At 65.9% G+C, this 24,138-nt stretch carries 20 protein-coding genes; 12 read left to right on the plus strand and 8 right to left on the minus strand.

Annotation, left to right across the window (positions count from 1 at the left end; genetic code table 11):
* Positions 1-127 precede the first annotated feature (127 nt).
* From V6Z91_RS12370 to V6Z91_RS12385, 4 genes are all read right to left on the minus strand, one after another.
* Positions 128-2,434 carry a UvrD-helicase domain-containing protein gene (locus V6Z91_RS12370; RefSeq protein ID WP_338770728.1) on the minus strand — a complete coding sequence of 769 codons (2,307 nt, stop codon included), beginning with the start codon at positions 2,432-2,434 and terminating at the stop codon, positions 128-130.
* A gap of 75 nt (positions 2,435-2,509) precedes the next feature.
* Positions 2,510-3,235 carry a BPSS1780 family membrane protein gene (locus tag V6Z91_RS12375; protein WP_338770729.1) on the minus strand — a complete coding sequence of 242 codons (726 nt, stop codon included), beginning with the start codon at positions 3,233-3,235 and terminating at the stop codon, positions 2,510-2,512.
* Between the two features lie 50 nt (positions 3,236-3,285).
* Positions 3,286-4,245, minus strand: a complete 960-nt coding sequence (locus V6Z91_RS12380; protein WP_338770731.1) for a homoserine kinase — start codon at positions 4,243-4,245, stop codon at positions 3,286-3,288.
* 77 nt (positions 4,246-4,322) lie between these two features.
* On the minus strand, positions 4,323-4,751 hold the full coding sequence (locus tag V6Z91_RS12385) for a hypothetical protein (RefSeq protein ID WP_338770732.1): 429 nt from the start codon (positions 4,749-4,751) through the stop codon (positions 4,323-4,325).
* Positions 4,752-4,920: 169 nt separating this feature from the next.
* Here V6Z91_RS12385 and polA point away from each other — a divergent pair, with 169 nt between their 5' ends.
* From polA to V6Z91_RS12410, 5 genes are all read left to right on the plus strand, one after another.
* Positions 4,921-7,671, plus strand: coding sequence for a DNA polymerase I (gene polA, locus V6Z91_RS12390; RefSeq protein ID WP_338770734.1), 2,751 nt, complete (start codon positions 4,921-4,923; stop codon positions 7,669-7,671).
* A gap of 318 nt (positions 7,672-7,989) precedes the next feature.
* A complete protein-coding gene (locus V6Z91_RS12395) occupies positions 7,990-8,865 on the plus strand; it encodes a dienelactone hydrolase family protein (protein WP_338770736.1) in 876 nt (291 codons plus the stop codon).
* 178 nt (positions 8,866-9,043) lie between these two features.
* The gene (locus tag V6Z91_RS12400; RefSeq protein ID WP_338771819.1) at positions 9,044-9,796 is read left to right on the plus strand and encodes a ZIP family metal transporter; all 753 of its coding nucleotides are present in this window, start codon (positions 9,044-9,046) and stop codon (positions 9,794-9,796) included.
* 5 nt (positions 9,797-9,801) lie between these two features.
* The gene (locus V6Z91_RS12405) at positions 9,802-10,362 is read left to right on the plus strand and encodes a hypothetical protein (protein ID WP_338770737.1); all 561 of its coding nucleotides are present in this window, start codon (positions 9,802-9,804) and stop codon (positions 10,360-10,362) included.
* Between the two features lie 390 nt (positions 10,363-10,752).
* The gene (locus tag V6Z91_RS12410) at positions 10,753-12,414 is read left to right on the plus strand and encodes a subtype B tannase (RefSeq protein ID WP_338770738.1); all 1,662 of its coding nucleotides are present in this window, start codon (positions 10,753-10,755) and stop codon (positions 12,412-12,414) included.
* 14 nt (positions 12,415-12,428) lie between these two features.
* On the opposite strand, the gene V6Z91_RS12415 is transcribed toward V6Z91_RS12410, so the two are convergent.
* The 3 genes from V6Z91_RS12415 to V6Z91_RS12425 all read right to left on the minus strand — a co-directional run bounded on the left by V6Z91_RS12415 (position 12,429) and on the right by V6Z91_RS12425 (position 15,495).
* Positions 12,429-13,280: a sulfurtransferase gene (locus V6Z91_RS12415; protein WP_338770739.1), complete on the minus strand. Its 852-nt coding sequence runs from the start codon at positions 13,278-13,280 to the stop codon at positions 12,429-12,431.
* A gap of 9 nt (positions 13,281-13,289) precedes the next feature.
* Positions 13,290-14,213 carry a DMT family transporter gene (locus V6Z91_RS12420; protein WP_338770740.1) on the minus strand — a complete coding sequence of 308 codons (924 nt, stop codon included), beginning with the start codon at positions 14,211-14,213 and terminating at the stop codon, positions 13,290-13,292.
* Positions 14,214-14,391: 178 nt separating this feature from the next.
* Positions 14,392-15,495 (minus strand): aromatic ring-hydroxylating dioxygenase subunit alpha, encoded by a 1,104-nt coding sequence (locus V6Z91_RS12425; protein WP_338770741.1) that lies wholly within the window; start codon positions 15,493-15,495, stop codon positions 14,392-14,394.
* Positions 15,496-15,826: 331 nt separating this feature from the next.
* On the opposite strand from V6Z91_RS12425, the gene V6Z91_RS12430 reads away from it, so the two are divergent.
* The 3 genes from V6Z91_RS12430 to dxs are packed head-to-tail and all read left to right on the plus strand — an operon-like array spanning position 15,827 to position 18,840.
* On the plus strand, positions 15,827-16,081 hold the full coding sequence (locus V6Z91_RS12430) for an exodeoxyribonuclease VII small subunit (protein ID WP_338770742.1): 255 nt from the start codon (positions 15,827-15,829) through the stop codon (positions 16,079-16,081).
* On the plus strand, positions 16,078-16,968 hold the full coding sequence (locus tag V6Z91_RS12435; RefSeq protein WP_338770743.1) for a farnesyl diphosphate synthase: 891 nt from the start codon (positions 16,078-16,080) through the stop codon (positions 16,966-16,968). Before V6Z91_RS12430 ends, V6Z91_RS12435 begins: the two co-directional genes overlap by 4 nt.
* The gene (dxs, locus tag V6Z91_RS12440; protein WP_338770744.1) at positions 16,969-18,840 is read left to right on the plus strand and encodes a 1-deoxy-D-xylulose-5-phosphate synthase; all 1,872 of its coding nucleotides are present in this window, start codon (positions 16,969-16,971) and stop codon (positions 18,838-18,840) included.
* A gap of 102 nt (positions 18,841-18,942) precedes the next feature.
* On the opposite strand, the gene V6Z91_RS12445 is transcribed toward dxs, so the two are convergent.
* Positions 18,943-20,166, minus strand: coding sequence for an SGNH/GDSL hydrolase family protein (locus V6Z91_RS12445; protein ID WP_338770745.1), 1,224 nt, complete (start codon positions 20,164-20,166; stop codon positions 18,943-18,945).
* A gap of 105 nt (positions 20,167-20,271) precedes the next feature.
* On the opposite strand from V6Z91_RS12445, the gene V6Z91_RS12450 reads away from it, so the two are divergent.
* The 4 genes from V6Z91_RS12450 to V6Z91_RS12465 all read left to right on the plus strand — a co-directional run bounded on the left by V6Z91_RS12450 (position 20,272) and on the right by V6Z91_RS12465 (position 24,138).
* Positions 20,272-21,174: a LysR family transcriptional regulator gene (locus V6Z91_RS12450; protein ID WP_338770746.1), complete on the plus strand. Its 903-nt coding sequence runs from the start codon at positions 20,272-20,274 to the stop codon at positions 21,172-21,174.
* Positions 21,175-21,418: 244 nt separating this feature from the next.
* Positions 21,419-22,585: a sialidase family protein gene (locus V6Z91_RS12455; RefSeq protein WP_338770747.1), complete on the plus strand. Its 1,167-nt coding sequence runs from the start codon at positions 21,419-21,421 to the stop codon at positions 22,583-22,585.
* Complete coding sequence (locus V6Z91_RS12460; protein ID WP_338770748.1) at positions 22,582-23,298, plus strand: hypothetical protein; 717 nt, start codon at positions 22,582-22,584, stop codon at positions 23,296-23,298. The genes V6Z91_RS12455 and V6Z91_RS12460 overlap by 4 nt, the downstream gene beginning before the upstream one ends.
* A 3-nt stretch (positions 23,299-23,301) precedes the next feature.
* Complete coding sequence (locus tag V6Z91_RS12465; protein ID WP_338770749.1) at positions 23,302-24,138, plus strand: hypothetical protein; 837 nt, start codon at positions 23,302-23,304, stop codon at positions 24,136-24,138.

The following is a 24,138-nucleotide window of genomic DNA, read 5'->3' on the forward strand; positions in this document are numbered from 1 at the left end:
CGGGTTGCTACGGCATGAGTCCACCCCCAAGGCAGAACCCGGGGTCAGGGAGCAGAGTGGCCTTGCAAGGCCACTCTGCTGCGTCGGCAAGGAGCGGTGCTCCTTGAACCCCCCCGTCGGGGCGTACCTACCTCCCCAAGCGCTCCAGCTTCGCCACCGACAGATCCAGCACCTTCATCCCCGCGCTGCCGAAATTGATCTGCGCCCGGCAATTGCCACCGCTGCCCTCGATATTGACGATCACCCCCTCGCCGAACTTGGTGTGCGACACCGATTCGCCGATACGCCAGCCCGAGCCGTTGCCGGACTTTTGCGCCAGCCGCTGGGCGATCGCATTGTCGCTGCCGCCATTGAGCTGTACATCTTCCCACTGCGCCTTCTTGTTGGCGAACCAGTGCGTCTGCACGCGCGGCGACAGCCACTTCAGCGATTCCTCCGGCAGTTCGTCGAAGAAGCGCGACTTCATGTTGTAGCGCGTTTGCCCGTGCAGCATGCGGGTCTGGCAGAAGCACATGTACAGGCGCTTGCGCGCCCGCGTGATCGCCACGTACATCAGCCGCCGCTCTTCCTCGACGCCGCCTTCCTCCTTCGAACTGCTCTCGTGCGGGAACAGGCCTTCTTCCAGGCCGGTAATGAACACATTGTCGAATTCCAGGCCCTTGGCCGAGTGCACCGTCATCAGCTGCATCGCATCCTGGCCGGCCTGCGCCTGGTTGTCGCCCGCTTCCAGCGAGGCGTGCGCCAGGAATGCCGACAGCGGCGACATCACGGTGGCCAGCGGCGCATCCGCATCCACGATCTCCACGCCGTCGGCATTGATGATCGCCGCGCCCGCCTGCGCCTCGGCCGGCGGGCCCAGGTGCGCGGGCGCGCCCGGGCCATAGCCTTCCTCGGACACGAATTGCGTGGCCGCGCTGACCATTTGTTCCAGGTTTTCCACGCGGTCGGCGCCATCCTTCTCGTTGGCGTAATGCTGCAGGAGGCCGGACGACTCCAGCGTGATGCGCACCAGTTCCGGCAGCGCCATCTGCTGTGTCTCGAAGCGCACGCCTTCGATCAGCTTCACGAAGGCGCCCAGCGACGAACCTGCCTTGCCCACCATGTACGGCACGGCCGCATACAGCGAAATGCCGTACGTTTCGGCTGCGTTCTGCAACTGCTCCAGCGTGCGCGCGCCGATGCCGCGCGCCGGGAAGTTCACCACGCGCAGGAAGGCCGAATCGTTATGCGGGTTGTCCATCAATTGCAGGTAGGCGATCGCGTGCTTCACCTCGGCGCGCTGGAAGTAGCGCAGGCCGCCGTACACGGTGTACGGGATCGCGGCCGAGAACAACGCATGCTCGATCACACGCGATTGCGCGTTCGAGCGGTACAGTACGGCGATCTCCCGGCGCGGCGTGCCTTCGCTGATGAGGTTCTTGGCTTCGTCCACGAGCCATTGCGCTTCCTGCAGGTCGGACGTGGCTTCGTACACGCGCACCTGCTCGCCGTGCCCTGCGTCCGTGCGCAGGTTCTTGCCCAGGCGCCGGCTGTTGTTGGCGATCAGTACGTTGGCGGCATCGAGGATGTGGCCATGCGAGCGGTAGTTCTGCTCCAGCTTGATCAGGTTCTTCACGCGGAACTCGGACTCGAAGGCCACCATATTGCCCACATTGGCGCCGCGGAACGCATAGATGCTCTGGTCGTCGTCGCCCACGGCGAACAGCGCGCCGCCATGGCCCGTGCCATGGCCGGCGATCAGCTTCAGCCATGCGTATTGCAGGTTGTTGGTGTCCTGGAACTCGTCGACGAGGATGTGGCGGAAGCGCTGCTGGTAATGCTCGCGCAGCGGCTGGTTGCGCTGCAGCAGTTCATACGTGCGCAGCAGCAGCTCGGCGAAATCGACCACGCCTTCGCGCTGGCATTGTTCGTCGTACAGGTCGTACAGCTCCACCAGCTTGCGCTCGTTGGCGTCGTAGGCTTCCACCTGGCTGGCCCGCAAGCCCTGGTCCTTGTTGTTGTTGATGAAATACATCACCGACTTCGGCGGGAATTTTTCATCGTCCACGTTGTGCGCCTTCAAAAGGCGCTTGATCATCGACAGCTGGTCTTGCGTATCCAGGATCTGGAACGACTGGGGCAGCGCGGCATCGCGGTAGTGGGTTCGCAGCAGCCGGTTGCACAGGCCGTGGAACGTGCCGATCCACATGCCGCGTGTATTGATCGGCAACATTGCCGACAGGCGCGTCAGCATCTCCTTGGCGGCCTTGTTCGTGAACGTGACGGCCAGGATACCGCCCGGCGACACCTGCCCGGTCTGGATCAGCCAGGCGATGCGCGTGGTCAGCACGCGCGTCTTGCCCGAGCCGGCGCCCGCCAGGATCAGGGCGTTTTGCGGCGGCAGGGTGACGGCGGCGAGTTGTTCGGGATTGAGATTGTGGAGGAGATTCTGCATCCCTCCATTATACCTTTTGAACCTCGTCCGTTCCCGGTGGCGCGCCAGCAACGGCGCGCCTTCCAGGCCGTTTTGTCAACGTTTGTCGAGGGAGGCGGACCCGTCCGGCGGGGTGGAGAAAATGTGCGTGTAGGCCACGTACAGCGCGCAGTGCGCCACGCCGTACAGGATCTCGGAAAACATGCGCATCAGCGCGAAGCCCATCGTGCCGAAGCCGAACAGCGCGCGCACCAGCAGCAGCACGAGCACCGTGATCGCGAACAGGCTCACGGCGAACACCAGGAAGGCGCCGGCCGTGCGCTTGATGGCGAAGAAGCTGTAGAACAGGGCCTTGCCGGGCCCCATGCCGTTCCACTGCACCAGCGGGGCGGCGAAGCTGATCACCAGCAGGGCGGGGATGTACAGCAGCGCCGTGGTCAGCATGGTGGGAATCAGGCCGGACTCGACGACCAGGTCGCGATTGGTCTGCAAGTCCGCCAGCGTGGCGTCGCGCAGCGCGTCGGTATTGGCGAAGAACAGCACGCCGATCGCGCCGGCCGCCAGGAACACCAGCAAGTGGATCACCCCGAGCATGCACAGCTTGCGCAGCGCCGGTCCCTTGAAGCCGGCGAACAGCAGGCCGGGCATCACCGGCTTGCCGGCGCCGATTTCGCGCGCGGCCGCCATGAAACCCACCGCGAACACGGGCATCAGCACGCTGTGCGCGATCTGCCCGACGAGCGGCACCACCAGCACCAGCGTGGTCAGCAGCATATAACCGAAAAACAGCGTCGACAGGCCCGCCGGCTGCTTCTTCAGCATGCCGAACCCCTGCTTCACCCAATCCCAACCCATTCTTGCCGGCGTCTGGTTCATGCGTACAGCCCTGGTGCTGGAGTGGCGATGCGTTCGCGCAGGATGCGCTCGAAGTGCGTGGGGTCGTGCGGGGTGAGCATTTCCGCCTCGCGCGGCTTATGCAGGTCGTACAGGCGCGACAGCCAGAAGCGCAGCGCACCGGCGCGCAGCATCGGTTGCCAGGCTTCCTGCTCGTCGGCGGTGAACGGCCGCACGGCGTGGTAGGCGTCCAGGAAGGCGCGCACGCGCGCCGTATCGAGCACGCCGGTGTCCAGGTCCACGCACCAGTCGTTGATCGTCACGGCCACGTCGAACAGCCAGGTGTCGCAGCCGGCGAAGTAGAAGTCGAAGAAGCCCGTCAGGCGTTCGCCGTCGAACATCACGTTGTTGCGGAACAGGTCGGCATGGACCGGGCCCTGCTGCAGGCGGCCATACAGCGGGCTGGCATGGAACGCTTCCTGGAAGTGCATCTCGGTGCGCAGCAGGTCCGCTTCCGAGGCGGAGAGGTGCGGCAGCACGGTCGGGGCGGCGAAATGCCACCACGACAGGCCGCGCAGGTTCGGCTGGTGCAGCGGGAAGTCCGCGCCGGCCAGGTGCATTTTCGCCAGCATTGCGCCCACTTCGGCGCAATGCACGGGCTTGGGGGCGAGTTCCGAGCTGCCCTCGAGCTTGGAGACGATCGCGGCCGGCTTGCCGTGCAGCGGCACGCACAGTTCGCCCTTGTCGTTGGGCACGGGCGCCGGCACGAGCACGCCGCGCGCGGCCAGGTGCTCCATCAGCCGCAGGTAGAACGGCAACTGTTCGAAGTCCAGATTCTCGAAGATGGTGAGCACGTATTCGCCGCGCTCTGTCGTCAGGAAGAAATTGCTGTTTTCGATGCCGGATGCGATGCCTTTGATCGCCAGCGCCTGGCCGAGGGGGAATTGCGCGATCCAGGGCTGGACATCGTCCAGGCTGACCGAGGTAAAGACTGCCATGTGAATAGTGAGTGGTCGAAGAGGGTAGCTGCGCCGGCCGCGTCAGGGAACTGCCGCGGCCGGGTCGGAACGCGGCATCACTCCGTTGCGGGTGGCATCGGAGGAGGCGGCGGCACTTCTGCCGCATTGTCCGCCGCGGCTGCGGCCGCGGCATCGGCACTGCGCTGTTTTTGTTTCTTGGCGATATCGAATTCCATCACGGTCCACTGCGGGCCGCGCACCTGCGGGCCGCCGGCATCGCCCGGCAGTTGGGTGCTGTTCGGGTTGGCCGGTTTCACCGTGTAGGTGCTGCCGCCCGCCTGCACGGTTTCCTGCACGATGCGGCCACCATCGCGCTGCACCGTCGTGGTGTTCTCGCGGTTCGATTTCGGCGTCACCGTGATCGGTGTATCGCTTTCCGGCACCGGTTCCAGCTTCGGCGGCGTGCCGGTTTGCGCGCTGGCGGAGCCGGCGGCCAGGGCCAGCAGGAGGGCTGCTGTGGAAACGGTAGCGAGGGACGGGCGCATGATAGGAGCCTTTGGTTGATAACCGTGATATTGGTTGTACGAACCATTGTAACAAACTGACACCCGTTTCCGCTGCGGCCACCCCGTTTGGCGGCAGCGCGGCACGATTCGCCGGCACATGATCTCTGCGATAATGCCGGCTTCGCATCATTTTTCCTCACTTGCAAACATGCAAAAGACCTTGCTGCTGGTCGACGGTTCCAGCTATCTCTACCGTGCCTTCCACGCATTGCCCGACCTGCGCAGCCCGGACGGCCACCCGACCGGCGCCATGCACGGCATGGTCAACATGCTGCGCCGCCTGCGCGCCGATTACCCGGCGGCCTACATCGCCTGCGTGTTCGATGCCAAGGGCAAGACCTTCCGCGACGACCTCTATCCGGAATACAAGGCCACGCGCGCCTCGATGCCTTCCGACCTGTCGCTGCAGATCGAGCCGATTCATGAAGCCGTGAAGGCAATGGGCTGGCCGATCCTGATGGTGGAAGGCGTGGAGGCCGACGACGTGATCGGCACGCTGTCGGTGACCGCCGAGAAGAACGGCATGGACGTGATCATCTCGACCGGCGACAAGGACCTGGCCCAGCTGGTGACGCCGCATGTCACGCTGATCAACACGATGAGCAATGAAAAGCTCGACGAGGCGGGCGTGCTGGCGAAGTTCGGCGTGCCGCCGAACCGCATCATCGATTACCTCACGCTGATCGGCGACACCGTCGACAACGTGCCGGGCGTGGCCAAGTGCGGGCCGAAGACGGCCGTGAAATGGCTCACCCAATACGGCAGCCTCGATGGCGTCATCGCCAATGCCGACCAGATCGGCGGCGCCGTTGGCGCCAACCTGAAGGCGGCGCTGGAATGGCTGCCGAAGGGCCGCGAACTGATCACCGTGAAGACCGATTGCGACCTGGCGCAGCACATGATGTCGATCACGGAATCGCTGGTGGCGCGCGACGAGGACCATGAATCGCTGCTGGCCTTCTTCACCAAGTATGGCTTCAAAACGCTGCTGCGCGAGCTGTCGGCGCTGGCGCCCTCGGCCAAGGTGCCCGGCCAGACCGGCCCGGCCGCACCGGAAGGCCCGACCGGCGACATGTTCGCCCAGCCTCCCGCGAACGTGCGCTACGATACCGTGCTGACCGAGGCGCAGCTGGACGAATGGCTCGCCCGCATCGAAGCGGCCGAGCTGGTGGCGCTGGACACGGAAACCACGTCGCTGGAGCCGATGAACGCCCAGCTGGTGGGCATCTCGATGGCCACCGAGCCGGGCCTGGCCTGCTACATTCCGGTGGCGCACCGCTATGCGGGCGTGCCCGAGCAGCTGTCGCGCGAACGCGTGCTGGAACGCCTGAAGCCCTGGCTGGAGGATGCGGCCAAGCCCAAGCTGGGCCAGAACCTGAAATACGACGCGCACATCTTCGCCAACCACGGCGTGGCCCTGCGCGGCATCGTGCACGACACGCTGCTGCAGTCGTATGTGTTCGAATCGCACCGCTCCCACGACATGGACAGCCTGGCCATGCGCCACCTGAACCACAAGACCATCGCCTACGAGGAGGTGTGCGGCAAGGGCGCCGGCCAGATCTGCTTCGACCAGGTGGAACTGCAGCGCGCCACCGAGTACGCGGCGGAAGACGCCGACATCACGCTGCGCCTGCACCTGGCGATGCACGGCCACGTGGAAGGCGACGAAGGCTTGACGAAGGTATACCGCAACATCGAGCTGCCCACCGCCGTGGTGTTGCAGAAGATCGAGCGTAACGGCGTGCTGATCGACGCGGGCCTGCTGGCCACGCAGTCGAACGAGCTGGGCGCCCGGATCGCCGAACTGGAACAGAAGGCCTATGAGCTGGCCGGCGGCCCGTTCAACCTGGGCTCGCCCAAGCAGATCGGCGAGATCTTCTTCAACAAGCTGCAACTGCCCGTCGTCAAGAAGACGCCGAGCGGCGCGCCGTCCACGGATGAAGAGGTGCTGCAAAAGCTGGCCGAGGATTTCCCGCTGCCGAAGGTGCTGCTGGAATACCGCGGCATGGCCAAGCTGAAGTCCACCTACACGGACAAGCTGCCGAAGATGATCAATCCGCAAACGGGCCGGGTGCACACGAACTACGCGCAGGCCGTGGCGGTGACGGGCCGGCTGGCGTCGAACGACCCGAACCTGCAGAACATCCCGATCCGCACGGCGGAAGGGCGCCGCATCCGCGAGGCGTTCATCGCGCCGGAAGGCAGCCATATCGTGTCGGCCGACTATTCGCAGATCGAGCTGCGCATCATGGCGCACATCTCGGAAGACGAGGCGATGCTGCGCGCGTTTGCCGAGGGCGAGGACATCCACCGCGCCACCGCCGCCGAGATCTTCGGCGTGCCCCCGGCGGAAGTGAACAGCGAACAGCGCCGCTACGCGAAGGTGATCAACTTCGGCCTGATCTACGGCATGAGTGCCTTCGGCCTGGCTGCGAACCTGGGCATCGACCGCACGGCCGCGCAGAACTACATCGACCGCTACTTCCAGCGTTTCAGTGGCGTGAAGCGCTACATGGACGAGACGCGCCTGGAAGCAAAGGCGAGCGGCTACGTGAAGACCGTGTTCGGCCGCCGCCTGTGGCTCCCCGAGATCAACTCGCCGAATGGCCCGCGCAGGCAGGCGGCCGAACGCGCCGCCATCAACGCGCCCATGCAGGGCACGGCGGCGGACCTGATCAAGATGGCCATGATCGCCGTGCAGGACTGGCTGGAGAAGGAAGCCCTGCAATCGCGCATGATCATGCAGGTGCACGACGAACTGGTGCTCGAGGTGCCGGACGACGAACTGGCGCTGGTGCGCGACTCGCTGCCGAAGCTGATGGCGGGCGTGGCGCAGCTGAAGGTGCCGCTCGTTGCCGAGGTTGGTGTTGGTAGAAACTGGGAGGAGGCGCACTGAGAAAGCACTGCTTTCTCAGGCGCCTCCGCGCACCGGAAACGCATGCGTTTTCAGGCGCCTCTGCGCACCGGTTTTCGTCGCGAGCTCAGCAGAAAACCGGTGTCGCACACCTTTTCCGTGCCGGAAAAGGTGTGCGACACCAGGCGCTGTTTCCGCGTCCTCAATCGAAGCCTGGTGTCTGACACTATTTTTCGCAGAAAAATAGTGTCAGACACCGGTTTTCCCCGGAGGCATAGCCCAGCCCAAGCATCCTGACAGTTGGCTTTTAGTCACCACTGTGTTTCAATTCCCCGATAACGAACACTTCCTGGAGGATGCATGAAAGACCTGCACAACGATGCCGCCAGCCTGATCGGCGAAGCGGAGGGCATCAGCCGCCGTGACTTGCTGAAGGCGGCCCTCGGCAGCGGTTTCGCCGCCGCCGTGCTGCCCGTTGCCGCTGAAACCGTGGTAAAGACCGACGCCGAGGGCCTGACGGCTGGCACCGTCACCGTCACCGTCGACGGCTATCCGGTCCCCGTGTACCGCGCGCAGCCCGCCGGCAAGACCGGCCTGCCGGTCATCCTCGTGATCTCGGAAATCTTCGGCGTGCATGAGTACATCGCCGACGTGGCGCGCCGCTTCGCCAGGCAGGGCTACCTCGCGCTGGCACCGAACCTGTTCGCGCGCCAGGGCGACCCGCAGAAGGAAACGTCGATCGCCGAGCTGCAGAAGAACATCATCAGCAAGGTGCCGGACATCCAGGTGTTCAAGGACCTCGACGCGGTCGTGGCCTGGGCCAAGCAGAACGGGGGCTCGGCCGACAAGCTGGGCATCACCGGCTTCTGCTGGGGCGGCCGCATGACCTGGCTGTATGCGGCGCACAACCCGGCCGTCAAGGCCGGCGTGGCCTGGTATGGGAGGTTACTAGGGGAAGCCTCTGCCAATACGCCCCGCCATCCTGTCGACGTTGCTGCCGCGCTGAAGGCCCCGATCCTCGGCCTGTACGGCGCCAAGGACAGCGGCATTCCGCTCGACTCCGTGGAAAAGATGAAGGCCGAACTGGCCAAGGGCAAGTCCGGCTCCACTTTCGTGATCTACGAGAACGCCGGCCACGCGTTCCACGCCGACTACCGCCCCAGCTACGTGGAAGCGGATGCCAAGGATGGCTGGAAGCGCGCGCTGGACTGGTTCAAGCAGCACGGCGTTGCCTGATACAGCCCGGTTTCTTCCGTCGTATTTCCCTCGCTGCTTCCTTATTGATACTGTATTTTCAGCAGAAGCGCGAACTGGACGGTAAAATGTCCGGTTTGCGCGCTCTCCGGGCCCCGGTGCTGCGCGCGCTGTGAAGCGCACAAGAGGTCCCAAAATCGATCCGGTACTCATTTCCATCCTGCTGGCGACAACCATCGCCGGCGTCGTCAGCATTTCGTCCGCGGCGCTGTTTTCGTTCACGCTGCTGTCGCGGGTCGTCGAGCGGATGGTCAGCCTGTCGGTCGGCATCATGCTGTCCACGTCGCTGCTGCACGCGCTGCCGGAAGCCTTCGAATCGCATGCCGATCCGCGCACGCTGTTCGCCACGCTGCTGGCCGGCCTGCTCACGTTCTTCATGCTGGAAAAGCTGGCCATCCTGCGCCACTCGCACCACCACGAGGGCGACGGCCACCACCACGCCCATGGCCACGACAAGCACGAAGCCGGCCGCGCCGGCTGGATGATCCTGGTGGGCGACGGCATGCACAATTTCACGGACGGCATCCTGATCGCCGCCGCCTTCCTGGCCGACCCGCAGCTGGGCATCGTGGCCGCCGTGGCCATCGTGGCGCACGAGATCCCGCAGGAGATCGGCGACTTCATCGTGCTGCTCAACGCCGGCTTCTCGCGCGCCCGCGCCTATTTCTACAACCTGCTGTGCAGCCTCCTGGCCGTGGCCGGCGGCCTGCTGGGCTACTACACGCTGGACCGCGCCAGCAACCTGATCCCCTATGTGCTGGTGTTCGCCTCGTCCGGCTTCATCTACATCGCCGTGAGCGACCTGATGCCGCAGATGCAGCGCCGCGCCACGCTGAAGGAAACCGTGCCGCAGGTGATCCTGATTGCCCTGGGCGTGTGCATCGTGCTGTTCCTGACCGCCGGCCGGCACTGAGCTTGATGCAACTGTATGACTATTGGGCGCGAACGGCGCACCACGAATTCCAAGGCATCCTTCGCGATGCCTTTTTTTATGCCCGCGCGGCAGACGCGCTGCTGATGTTCTTCCAGTGCGTCCAGCGCAGCAACCGGCCATGCGCCTTGCCGTCGAAGGCGGCGGACTCGGTCTGGCACGCCTGGCTGCGCTGGTCGCCCGCCTCGCTGGATGACTTCTGCGAGCGGCATTTCGGCCGGCGTATTGCGCACATGGAAGCGGGCGACATGGCGGGCGGGATGGAAGTGCCGATCGCCGCATCACTGGTGACCGCGCGCAGGCTGGACGGCCTGCCGGGGGCCGGCCCCCACGTGCCGCGCCTGTTCGCCACGGATCGCTTGCTGCGCATGGCGGGCGGCCATGCCTACACGGTGCGCCGCAAGCGCCTTATGTGTATTCCGATGGACGGAAAAGGGCAACCGTCGGGGCCAGCTCAAGTGTTTCCCTGCTCGGAGCCGTCTATCCTTCTCGCCCTCGGTCTGATCGCGCAGGGCGACTACGACCTGTGGCGGCAGGACGCGAAGTAGGATCGTGTACAGGCGGTTGCCGACGCCGCCACCGAGGCCCGCGCGGCCGCCAGCGACGGTGGCACCGGCGGCTGCGGTGGCGGCGGCAGCTGAGCGGTTCCCGAGCCCGATAAGTAAAAAGCAATCTTCAAGCAGCGAAACGCAATCATGGTCCTGATGAGCCCACCTATACTTTCCTCGACAGCAGCAGGCATCGGGAGCGCCCCGGTGCGAAACAGGCGGCCACGATGCCGCCGCGAGGAGACGAGCATGACACCGCAGTTCCATCCGATTCCACCGCCAGCCATCGACTAGCCGGCCTGCCTCTTCATCCCATGACGCCATCACCAGGCACTGCGTGCCAGGACGGCGTGCGCCCATCTTTCACAACAAGGAGACCCGATGCATCACTTGAGCACACCATTGAAGGCTTGCGCCGCCGCGGCGGCAATGCTGCTGGCACTGACCGCCTGCGGCTCGGACAACGACGGCGGCACCGCATCCGGCGGTACGTTCGACAGCGCCCTGGCCTTCGACAGTGCAAAGTACACCACCATCAACGTCACCATCGACGGCGTGAAGGTGCCGGTACGCTGGTACAAGGAAGTGTGCTACGTCGCCAAGCCGACCGCCGTGGCGGCCACGCAGACCACGCTGATGGGCACCACCACCACGATCGCGAACACGGCCTGCGGCTACCAGAGCATGAACATCTTCGTGCCGGAAAGCGCCGCCGCGAATGGTGACACGGCGCTGTACTTCGCCGTCAACAACGGCGGCTGGTACGCCAGCTACGTCAAGGCCAGCGTCACCGATGGCGCCAGCTACGACAGCACCGCCAGCAACGTGGCCGCCGCCCTGAAGGCCGGCTACGTGTACATCGACGTGGCCACGCGCAGCCGCGGCCTGGCGGCAGCCGACGGCAGCTGGCCCGGCAAGGCGCCGGCGCCGGTGGTCGATGCCAAGGCAGCGATCCGCTACCTGCGCCTGAACGATGCCCGCATGCCGGGCAGCGCCAGCCGCATCGTGGTGAACGGCACCAGCGGCGGGGGCGCGCTGTCGTCCATCATCGGCGCTTCCGGCAACAGCCCCGATTACCTGCCTTACCTGGCCGCGGCCGGCGCGGCCGGCATCGACGCCAACGGCCGCAGTACCTTGCGCGACGACGTGCTGGCCATCAATGCCTACTGCCCGATCACGGACCTGGGCAACGCCGACCTGCACTACGAGTGGCTGTACACGGCGTTCGGCACGCGCGCGGCGGTGGGCCGCAATCCGAACCCCGCGGGCAGCGCGCAGCTGGCCGCAAAGTTTCCCGCGTACCAGCAAAGCCTCAAGCTGTCGAACGGCAGCGGCGCCGCGCTGACGGCCGACAATATGATGGACCAGATCCGCCAGGAGGTGATTCATTCGGCCGAGGTCTACATGGCCGCCGGCGGCACCATTCCCGACCTGGGCGAAGAGATGTCGTACGCCAGCGGCCCCACCACGAAAACCTATGTGAACGACTGGCTCGACGTCGACAACGGCACGAAGAAGGTGGTATCCATCGACATGGCGAAGTACCTGAAGTTCGTCGCCACGCAAGCCACGCTGAAGGCCGCGCCGGCGTTCGACCAGACGGGCATGACGGTCACCGGCGCCACCGGCGAATCGAACCTGTTCGGCACCAGCAGCCAGAAGTACAGCAACTTCACCGAATACGGCTGGGACAACAACGATGCGCGCGGTGACGGCATCGGCTACGACGATACCGGCATTACCGGCAACCGCTACTTCAGCCTGGCGACCACGCCGGTGATGGAGCAAGTAAAGCTGATCAACCCGCTGGCCTATATCGCCACGAGCGCCACCGCGGCGCCGTATTGGTACGTGCGCCACGGCACACGCGACCGCGACACGGCGTTCACCGTATCGATCAACCTGACGCGCGCGCTGCAGGCCGATCCGGATGTGCAGGAGGTGAACTACCGGCTGGCGTGGAACCAGCCGCATGCGGGGAACTACGACGTGCCGGAGGCGATGGCGTGGATTGCGCAGACGCTGAAGGCAGCGGCCGCGCGCGGGTTGTAATCGATGAAGCGGGGTTAAGCCCCGGTCGCCACGGGCCGCTCGGGGGAAGCACACCACTCGGACCACGAGCCCGGATACAGCGCCGCCCCCGGCATGCCTGCCACTTCCAGCGCCAGCAGGTTGTGGCACGCCGTCACGCCGGAGCCACACTGCATCACGGCCTTGTCCGGCCCGGAGAAGAGGGGAGCGAATTCCTGCTTTAACTGGTCCGCCGGCTTGAACTTGCCGTCGGCGCCCAGGTTGTCCTTGAAGAAGCGGTTCTTCGCGCCGGGGATGTGCCCACCGACCGGGTCGATCGTTTCATTCTCGCCCCGGAAGCGGTCGTTCGCGCGTGCATCGACGACGGTGAACGCGCCGGTGGACAGGTTTGCCACCACGTCCTCCACCGACACCGTGCGGGTCAGCGACGGCCGCTCGGAGATCGAGCCGGCGGCGCGCGGCGCCACCTCGGTCGTCACGCTCTGGCCCGCCGCCTGCCAGGCCGGAAAGCCGCCATCGAGCACCGCCACGGCTTCGTGGCCCACCCAGCGCAGCAGCCACCACAGGCGCGCGGCATACATGCCGCCGTGCGCATCGTAGGCCACCACCTGGCTGTCGCCGTCGATGCCGAAGCGGCGCAGCGTCTCGATCAGCGCGGCGCGCTCCGGCAGCGGGTGCCGGCCCCGGAACGTGCTGCCGCTGCCCGTCTTCGGGCCGGACAGGTCGTCGTCGATGCTTGCAAACTGTGCGCCGGGAAGGTGGCCGGCGGCGAAGGCTTCGCGCCCGAAGGCGGGGTTCAGCAGGTCATGCCGGCAATCGAGCACGACCCAGTTCGGGTCGTCGATATGCCGGGCAAGGGTGGCGGCGTCGATCAGGGTGGTGTGCATGGGGTCTCCTTAAACTTCGCTGGCGATCGGATCGGTCGAGGCGACGGCCTTGCCCCGTTCCGTGTTCTTCGTATTGTAGAACGTGGCGGCGCTGCCGGAGGCGAGGATGATGCCGATGCCCAGCCAGCTGTGCCAGTCGAAACTGTCGGCGAACACGAGCACGCCCCAGATACTGGAAAACACGATGCCCGTGTATTGCAGGTTGGCGACCACCAGCGTGTTGCCGAGGCGGTAGGCGCGTGTCATCGACACCTGCGCGGCGGTGGCGAACAGGCCGATCCCCAGCAGCAGCAGGAAGCCGTATTCGCTGTTCAGCGAATGGAACACCACCGGGCCGCCGCCCGCCTCGGCGACGGTGCCCACCAGGCCGGCAACCACGTTCGACACGGCGAAGTAGAACACCACGCGGTTTTCCGGCTCGCCGGCCAGGCCCAGCTTGCGCACCTGCATGTACGCGACGGCCGTGAGGATCGAGGAGAAGATGGCGATCAATGCGTAGACCAGCTGGTCGGACTGGAAGGCCGGCTGCAGCAGCAGTACCACGCCCACGAAACTCATGCCCACCGCCACCAGCAGTGGCCAGGAAACCTCGTTCTTCGCATGCCACCAGCCGTGCGCGAACAGCCACACGGCGATCCAGATGGGGGAGAGATAGTTGAGCGTCATCGCGGTGGCCAGCGGCAGCTTGGCGATCGAGTAGAACCAAAGCCACAGCGAGATCACGCCGACCACGCTGCGCCACAGGTGCCCCATCGCGAATCTCGTGCGCAGCGTGCCGCCCGAAAGGCGGATCAGGATCAGCAGCACCGTCACACCCACGATGCCGCGGTACATCACGATCTCGGAGGTGGAGAACATATCCGATGCGAGCTTCACACACACGCCCATGGCAGCGAACAGGAAACTGGCGAACAACATCCACAACGATTGCATTACATTCCTTCCCAGGAGCCGCTAACGCAAGCCACATGGCTGCGTTGCATTCGTCTCGCCGTACCAAAGTACTGTCTTCGACGATGCGCCTTGCCCTGCGGCCCGCGTTAGCGGCTCCAAAAATGATAAGGGGACAGTCCGTTATGATCCGGATCTGTCCCCTCGTTATTATCAAGCTCTATACGGCGATTTTACTTCGGTACCACTCATGGAAGTGCTGCATGCCGTCTTCCATCGGGCTTTGGTACGGCCCCGCGTCCGTCGTGCCGCGTTCCATCAGGATCTTGCGGCCCGCATCCATGCGCTGGGCGATCTCGTCGTCCTCCACGCAGGTTTCCATGTAGGCCGCGCGTTCGGCTTCCACGAAGCCGCGTTCGAACAGCACGATCTCCTCCGGGTAGTAGAACTCCACCACGTTCTTAGTGCGGTTCGGTCCCTCCGGCCACAGCGTGGAGACGACCAGCACGTGCGGATACCACTCCACCATGATGTTCGGATACAGCGTGAGCCAGATCGCGCCGAACGGCGGGGCTTCACCGTTGCGGAACTTGAGCACCTGCTCGTGCCAGCGCTGGTAGATCTCCGAGCCGGATTTCTTCAGGAAGCCGCGGTTCACGCCCACGGTCTGCACCGAATAATCGGCGCCGAATTCCCAGCGCAGGTCGTCGCAGGTGACGAAGCCGCCCAGGCCGGGGTGGAAGGGCTCCACATGGTAGTCCTCGAGATACACCTCGATGAAGGTCTTCCAGTTGTAGTCGCAGTGATGCACTTCCACGTGGTCGAGCATGTAGCCGGTGAAGTCCAGTTCCTTCGTCACCGAGAGGTTCTTCAGCTTCTCCATCACGTTGTAGCCGTTCTGTTCGAACAGCAGGCCGTTCCAGTTTTGCAGCGGCGCCTTCGGCAGGTTCAGGCAAGGGGTTTCGGGGAAATGCGGAGCCCCGATCAATTCCCCCTTCAGGTCGTAAGTCCAGCGATGCAGGGGACAGACGATCGTATTGGCATTGCCGCGCCCATTGAACATCAGTGCCTGGCGGTGCCGGCACACGTTCGACAGCAATTCAATACCATGTGGATTACGCACCAGCATGCGACCCTCGTTTTCCGAGGCGAGAGTCGAAAAGTCGCCGATATTCGGCACCATCAGTTCGTGGCCCACGTAGCGTGGGCCGTTTTGAAACAATTGCTGCATTTCACGCTGCAACAGCGCTTCGTCAAAATAGACGTGGACCGGAAGTTGCGCATTCGAGCGCGCGAGCCTGGCGTGGGTACCCAGATCGGACATCCCAACCCCCCTTAATTAAAGTACTGCAAACCAAGAAGAGACAGAATCCGCAAAGACCTGAATTCAGAGTATGAGAACGGTATTTCGGACAGAACCGGAGATTATAGCGTGGATGAAGTCACTCTGCCGATAATTCTTCGCCCTTTCCCTCGCGGTGCCGGGCATTGTCCCCCTAATCGAGGGGTGGGGGCGCGCCCGACACCTGGCGGGGGCGCGCGCTGGCCGGAATTGCAACATGGCAGGCAGGCACGGGTTGCCATTTTGGACCGTGTGCGACACTTTGTTCTAAAATAACGGGCTACACTCCAGCACTGAGCCGAATTTACGTACCATGGTCAATAAAACAATTGGCGCCGAAAACGCCCCGCCGGCCTCCTTCGAGGAGGCAATGGCCGAGCTGGCGCAGCTCGTCACGCAGATGGAATCCGGCCAGCTGCCGCTGGAGGCATCGGTTGCCGCCTACGCACGCGGGTCGGAACTGGTGAAATACTGCGCCAGCCAGCTGGACAAGGTGGAATCCCAGGTGAAAATCCTGGAAGGCGACATGCTGAAGCCCTTCGCCGACGGCGACGAGGGCGGGCAATGAGCGTGACGTTCCAGGATTGGATGCGCGGCATCCAGGCGGGCATGGAAGAGGATATGTCCGCCTATCTGCCGGTTGAAACGGCCGTTCCCACCAAGCTGCACGCCGCCATGCGCTACGCCGTGCTGGGCGGCGGCAAGCGCGTGCGCCCGCTGCTCGTGTACGCGGCCGGCGCCCTGTTCGGCGGCGATCCCGCCGTGCTGTCGCGCGCCGCGGCCGCCGTGGAAATGATCCATGCCTACTCGCTCGTGCACGACGACATGCCGTGCATGGACGACGACGACCTGCGCCGCGGCAAGCCCACGGTGCACGTGGCCTACGACGAAGCGACGGCGCTGCTGGTCGGCGACGCGCTGCAATCGCAGGCCTTCACGGTGCTGGCCGGCGCGGAGGGCGTTCCCGCTTCCCGCGTGCTGGCGATGGTGCGCCTGCTGGCCGACGCGGCCGGTTCCGCCGGCATGTGCGGCGGCCAGGCGATCGACCTGGACAGCGTGGGCCTGGCGCTCACGCTGGAACAACTCGAGCGCATGCATCAATTGAAAACGGGCGCGCTGCTGCGCGCCTCCGTGGTGCTGGGCGCGCTGGCGGGCAAGGACCTGTCCGACACGGAACTGGCGGCGCTGCATGCCTACAGCCGCGCGATCGGCCTGGCCTTCCAGGTCGTGGACGACGTGCTCGACGCCACCGCCGATTCGGCCACGCTCGGCAAGACGGCCGGCAAGGATGCCGCCGACAACAAACCCACCTATGTCTCGATCCTGGGCCTCGACGAATCGGTCGCCCTGGCCGAACAATTGCGGCGCGACGCCCACGCGGCCCTGGCCGGCTTCGGCGACGGCGCACTGCGCTTACGCGAACTCGCGGACCTGATCGTGCAGCGGAAGGCTTAAATGAACCTGCTTCAAACCATCAACAACCCGGCCGACCTGCGCAAGCTGCCGCGCCACCAGCTGGTACCCCTGGCCGACGAACTGCGCAGCTTCCTGCTCGATTCCGTGTCGAAGACGGGCGGCCACTTGTCGTCGAACCTCGGCACCGTCGAACTGACCGTCGCTCTGCACTATGTGTTCAACACCCCGCACGACCGCATCGTGTGGGACGTGGGCCACCAGACGTACTCGCACAAGATCCTCACGGGTCGCCGCGACCAGTTCCACACGCTGCGCCAGCTGGACGGCATTTCCGGCTTCCCGCGCCGCGTGGAAAGCGAATACGACACGTTCGGCACCGCGCACTCGTCCACGTCGATCTCCGCCGCCCTCGGCATGGCGCTGGCCGCCAAGATCAAGGGCGAACAGCGCCACGCGATCGCCGTGATCGGCGACGGCTCGATGACGGCCGGCATGGCGTTCGAGGCGCTGAACAACGCCGGCGTGGAGGAAGACTGCAACCTGCTGGTGATCCTGAACGACAACGACATGTCGATCTCGCCGCCGGTGGGCGCGCTGAACCGCTACCTGGCGCGGCTGATGTCCGGCCAGTTCTACGCGGCGGCCAAGAACGTGGGCAAGTCCATGCTGCCGGCACCGGTGCTGGAACTGGCGAAGAAGCTGGAAGAGCATGCCAAGGGCATGGTGGTGCCCGCCACGATGTTCGAGGAATTCGGCTTCAACTACATCGGCCCGATCGACGGCCACGACCTCGATTCGCTGATCCCCACGTTGCAGAACATCCGCAACCTGAAGGGCCCGCAATTCCTCCACGTGGTCACGAAGAAGGGCCAGGGCTACAAGCTGGCCGAGGCCGAACCGATCCTGTACCACGGCACCGGCAAGTTCAATCCCGCCGAAGGCATCAAGCCGGCCACGGCCCCGGCCAAGATGACGTACACCGAAGTGTTCGGCAACTGGCTGTGCGACATGGCCGCGAAGGACGAGCGCCTGGTCGGCATCACGCCGGCGATGCGCGAAGGGTCCGGCATGGTGCGCTTCCACGCCGAATACCCGCAGCGCTATTTCGACGTGGGGATCGCCGAGCAGCACTCCGTCACGTTCGGCGCCGGCCTGGCCTGCGAAGGCATGAAGCCGGTGGTGGCGATCTATTCCACGTTCCTGCAGCGCGCCTACGACCAGCTGATCCACGACGTGGCCCTGCAAAACCTGGACGTGACGTTCGCGCTGGACCGCGCCGGGCTGGTGGGTGCCGACGGCGCCACCCACGCCGGCAACTACGACCTGGCCTACCTGCGCTGCATTCCGAACATGGTGGTGATGGCGGCATCGGACGAGAATGAATGCCGGCAGATGCTCACCACGGCCTATCACTATCCCGGCCCGGCCGCCGTGCGCTACCCGCGCGGTGCCGGCATCGGCGCGGCCGTGTCGCCGGAACTGGCGACGATCGACCTGGGCAAGGGCGAGCTGCGCCGCCAGGGCGAGCGCGTGGCGATCCTGGCCTTCGGCGCCATGGTGGCGCCGTCGATCAAGGCGGGCGACCAGATCAATGCCACGGTGGCGAACATGCGCTTCGTGAAGCCGCTGGACGTGGACCTGGTGAAGGAACTGGCCGCCTCGCACGACTACCTGGTGACGGTGGAAGAGGGCTGCGTGATGGGCGGCGCCGGTGCTGCCGTGGCCGAGGCGCTGGCCGAACACGGCATCGTCAAGCCGATCCTGATGCTGGGCCTGCCCGACAAGTTCATCGACCACGGCGATCCGGCCAAGCTGCTGGCCAGCGTGGGCCTGGATGCCGACGGCATCGCCCGCTCGATCAAGACGCGCTTCCTGGGCGGCGAGCCGCGCCTGGTGGTCAACAACGGCTGAAGCGCAAGCACGCCCGGCGCCGCTGGCGTCGTTGCACTTCCATTACAGGGACAGTCCCCGTTGTAAAAATTCGGGGACTGTCCCTGTTGTTTTTTCCGCCGCTTACTCCGGCAGTGCCGGCACGGCCCGCGCCATCGCCTCATACCCCGCGTCTCCCGGATGCAGGTGGTCTCCCGAATCGTATTCCACGCGCATCCGCTCCGTATCGCGAGGGTCGCTCAGCACGGCGTCGAAATCGGCCACCGCATCGAATTCCCCGCTCTCCCTGATCCACGCATTGACCTCCCGGCGCACCGCTTCCTTGGCCGGCGTCCAGTAACCGGCGAACGGCGTACCCGGCAGCGCGCCCTTGAAAGGCGGCAGCGTACCGCCGATCACGCGCACGCCCCGGGCGCGCGCCAGGGTGATCAGTTCGCGGTAACCATTGATCAGCCGCTGCGCCGTCATCGGCGGGTCGTTTGGCGCAAACGCCGTTTCCGGCCAGCCGATGTCGTTCGTGCCCAGCAGCACGACGACGCTCGTTACACCCGGCTGGGCCAGCACATCGCGCTCGAAGCGCTCGATTGCCTTCACGCCCATCTTCGACGACAACAGCCGGGCACCGGAAATGCCCGCGTTGGCCACGGCGATCCCCCGTGGGGCGAACCGTTCGCCCAGCCGGTCCGGCCAGCGGCGGTGGCGGTCCGGCGTGGAGCCGTTGCCGTCCGTGATCGAGTCGCCCAGCGTGACGATCGTCCCGTTCCCGCCGTCCACGTGGACCGCCGCAAGAAAGGCGCGGCCTTGCAACGATTGCGCGTCCGGCAGGGCGGCAGCCGACATGGCAGCGCCGGCGGCGATGTAGCCGGTCTGCTGCGCGCCCCAGTGGAAGGTCGCCAGCGGCTCCGCGCCGGGAAACCAGCTCGACACTGACAACCGCTCCAGCGGCGCGACAGGGAATGCGAGCGGATCGCTGACCGCTTCGCCGCCGGCGGGAATCGTGACCGCGGCCTTGCCGGCGAAGGTCAGCGGCCGGCTGCTGGCCGGAGCGATGGCCGAAGTCGCACCGGGCGCGCCGGCGGTGCGGGCGATGTGGACGGCACCGACGGCCAGCGGCGCGGCGCCGTAACGGTTCGACAGCACGACGCGCACGCGGCGGCCGCCGGTCGACAGTCGCACGACCTCCCGCACGGTGCTGCCGGTGACCTCGGACGGTACGTTGGTCGGCAGCGCGAAGCCGGGCGACCACGCCGGCTGAGGCGCGGCATACCAGCTGGCTTGCCAGGCGGCGTGGACGGGAAGGGCGGAAGCGGCGGCAAGCACGGCCGCGGCGAGGGTTTTGGTCAGCATGATGGCTCCTGTGCAGTGATGTGCCGCCATCATTGGTCATGCCGGAATCATGCGGTAGCGGGTAAATTCGCCTATAGTTCATTCCAAACAGGAATGACGTCGACCATGGATACGATCAGATCGCTGCAATACTTCGTGCGCGCCGTGGAGCTGGGCAGCCTGTCGGCCGTCGCCCGCGAGGAGGGCACCACGCAACCGACGGTCAGCAAGGTCATCGCCGCGCTCGAGCGCGAAGTCGGCGCCCGGCTGCTGGAGCGCACCACCACCAGCCTGGCGCCCACCGTGGAGGGACGCCGCTTTCATGAGCGGGCGCGCGGGCTCCTCGCAGAATTCGACGCGGCGGTCTCAGAGGCGCGCGGCGGCGGCGCTGCCTTGCGTGGCCTGCTGCGCGTGAGCGCACCGGTCGCGCTTGGCCAATTCCGGCTGAACGCGCTCGTGCTCGAGTTTCTGGCCCTGCACCCCGGCATCGAGCTGGAACTGATCCTCAACGACCGGATGGTCGACCTGGTGGAGGAGGGCGTGGACGTGGCCGTGCGGCTGGGTGGCGACTTGCCGCCGGATGCGGTGGCGCGCAGGATTGCCGTGTCGCCGCGCTTGCTGGTGGCGGCCCCTGCCTACCTCGAGCGCCGGCCGGCACCGGCCACGCCCGAAGAGCTCGCCGACCATGAGCAGGTGCGCTTTGCCTGGCTGCCGGCCGGCGATGCTGTCGTGTTGCATGATGGCGCTCGTTCCGTGACCGTGAACGTGAAGAGCCGCTACCGCGTCAATCATGCAATGGCCATCCGCGACAGCCTCGTGCTGGGTGCCGGCATTGGCATGTGCCCGGAATGGCTGGTGCGGGACTTGCTGGCAGCGGGAACGCTGCGGCACGTGTTGCCGGGCTGGCATGGCAAACCGCAAGACGTGCACCTGCTGGGCGGCCGGCACCGCAGCGCGCGGGCACGCGCATTCGTGGAATTCATCGGCGGGCGGCTGGCGTCCGTCCCGGGGTTCGCGGCCGCTCCCTGAGCCGCGCTGCGAGCAATATTGCCGGCTGCTCAACAACCATCCGAAGGCATGAAAATTACTCAGCCGACCGCGCGGCTGACTTACCCCTTGTTTTACTTTTTCCTGTAGGATACCGGATTTCGTCAACGCAAAACGTTAGACGCAGATCAAGTCAAGGCGCGCGGCATATCGAAGCGCTGCCGGTATTCACACTGTGGGCAGGGATAGACAACTAGTTCTCGTGTCCATCATTTTCGGAGACGGAATGGGAGCTGGGCGCCCACCTGTCCGGCGCGCCAGCAAGCTGGTAGCGCTGGCATGCATTGCCGCGGTGACAATCGCCGCGGCCGTCGAAGCGGTACGCTGGTCCCGCGCCGAGCATGCTGCCGAGCGGCCCGCCGTTCCCGGCCCCGCCGTACCGCATGCCGTCACCATCAGCGAAGTCAGCCGAACGATCATCCCGATGCCGGCCGGCGTACCCTCGGCGCACGCGAGCGCGCTCGCGACCCTGCGCGGCGGGAACCTGCTGTCGTTCTGGTGGGCCGGCAGCCGCGAGAGCGGGCCGGATGTGAAAGTCTATGCATCGCGCTGGTCGAACGGCGCCTGGAGCAATAACTGGGTCGTGGCCAGCCGCGAATCGCTGGGTGCCGCGATCGGCTATGGCGTGCGGCGCATCGGCAACCCGGTGGCCTGGACGGCGCCGGACGGCACGGTGCACCTGTACGTGGTCGCCACCGGCCTGGGCGGCTGGGCTGCGTCACGCATCGTCCAGCTGCAATCGCGCGATGATGGCAAGACCTTCGCGGTGCGCCGCGTGCTGCCGATGTCGCCACTGTTCAATACGAGCACGCTGGTGCGCACCTCGCCCGTACCGCTGGCCGACGGCGGCTGGTGGCTGCCCGTCTACTTCGAGATCGGCAACAAGTACCCGATGCTGATGTCGTTCAACGCGAACGGCGAGCCGCGGCGCATCGCGCGCATCGGCACGGGCACGTCGTCGCTGCAGCCGGCAATCGTTCCGGTGTCGTCGACCGAGGTGCGCGCCTGGATGCGCGACGCCGGCGAGGATCAGCGCGTGCAGCAGGCCGTGAGCCGCGATGGCGGCAACAGCTGGGAAGACCTGGAGCCGTCGCGGCTGGCCAACCAGAGCACGTCGCTGGCCGCGCTACGCCTGTCCAGCGGCGTCTTCCTGATGCTCTACAACCACGTGGCGGCCGGCGGGTCGGACCGCAGCGTGCTGTCGCTCGCCCTCTCGACCGACGCGCGCTCGTGGCGACCGCTGGCCGATATCGCCAGCGGCAAGCCGGGCGATGAATTCTCGTATCCGACGATGCACCAGGTGGGCGACGAGCTCCACATCACCTATACGCACCAGCGCCGGGCGATTGCCCACCACCTGCTGCATATTTCGCAAGCAAAGGACCCGTTATGACACTGCCCGATCTCGGCTTGCAGATCGCTTATGGAAAGCTTGCCTGGGCCCTGGTGCTGGTTGCCCTGCTGGCCGCGTGCGTGCCGCGCTTCGCGCGGCGCCACATGGTCGCCGCTGCCGGCGCGGTCGCCGTGCTGGCAGCGCTGCCCGGCGAATGGTCCCCCGCCTGGTGGCTGACGCTGGCGTTCCAGTACCCGAGCGGCCTGCTGGCGGCGCTCGCCCTGCTGTCGCTTCACGCACGGCGGCAGGGCCGCCCGCCCCGGCTGGTACTGCCGCTGGCCATCGCACTGCCGTTGGCCATGACGGGCGCGATCGTCTACCTCGATACATTCGGTGTGCTGTCCCTCGGCCTGTACTATGGCGGCTTCGGGGCGGCGGGCGCGCTGCTCGGCTGCGCGGGCATCGCGGCTTGCGCGATCGCGATCTGGCGCGGCCACGCGCCGCGGTTGCCGCTGGCGCTGATGGCGGGCCTGCTGCTATACGCGCTGCTGCGCCTGCCCACCGGGAACCTGTGGGACGCGCTGCTCGATCCGCTGCTGTGGATGTGGGCCGTGGGCTCGGCCCTGGCCGCCGGCGTGCGCCAGGCCGCCGCGGCGCTGGGTGCGCCGGCACCGGCCCCTGTCGCGGCGCCCGCGCCGAATCCGGCACTGGTGCCCGAGCCCGTGCCGGCGGGCGTGGCCGCGATCGAACAACTTCAAACGGTAAGGGAGTAATACGTGGTTCAGAACAAGTGGTACGTCCACCCGGCGCTCGTCGTCGCGGTCCTCGTCAATGTCTTCGTCATGGGTCTGGCGATCGCCTGGTCCGGCGACCAGGCCAAGCTGTGGCGCCTGCTGGTCGAGGATGGCATCGTCGAATGGATGCAGTTCCTGTGCTTTGCCGTCACGTCCGGCCTGCTGGCGTTCGCCGCCGTCGAACACTGGCAGCGCAACCGCCGGGTCGACCTGGTGCTGCTGGCGCTGGCCGGGCTGTCCGGCGTCGTCGCGCTGGCCGCCCTGGAAGAAATCAGCTGGTTCCAGCGCATCCTGAACATCGCCACGCCCGAATACTTCGCCCAGAACAACCGCCAGGGCGAAACCAACCTGCACAACCTCGCGGTCGGCGAGAAGGGCAGCATCCACAAGACGATCCTGCTGAAGCTGATCGCCATCGTGGGCATCACGCACAACATCGTGTTGCCGCTGCTGGCACGCAAGCGTACGGCGATCCGTGACTTCGTCGAGAAATTCGGCCTGTACCTGCCGCCGCTGGGCGCCTCGGTGATCTATATCGCGCTGGTGGCCGTGTCGCACCTGGTGATCGACCATCCCCGCAAGGGCGAACTGGGTGAAATGTTCGGCGCCATGCATTACCTGGCCACCGTGTTCGGCGCCTACTTCCTGGGCATCGGCTATGGCCGCCGGCCCGTGTTCGAGAACGCCGCCGACGCCCGCCGCGCGGGCACGCTGTTCGCCATGCTGCTGCTGTTCCTGCTGATGACCGCCTGGCTGCTCAGCGCCGGTGCTGGTGCCGCCGAATATCTCGGCGTACACCCGGATGGCGGCAAGGGCTGA

The organism is Massilia sp. METH4 (genome assembly GCF_037094685.1).
Lineage (GTDB): Bacteria > Pseudomonadota > Gammaproteobacteria > Burkholderiales > Burkholderiaceae_D > Rugamonas.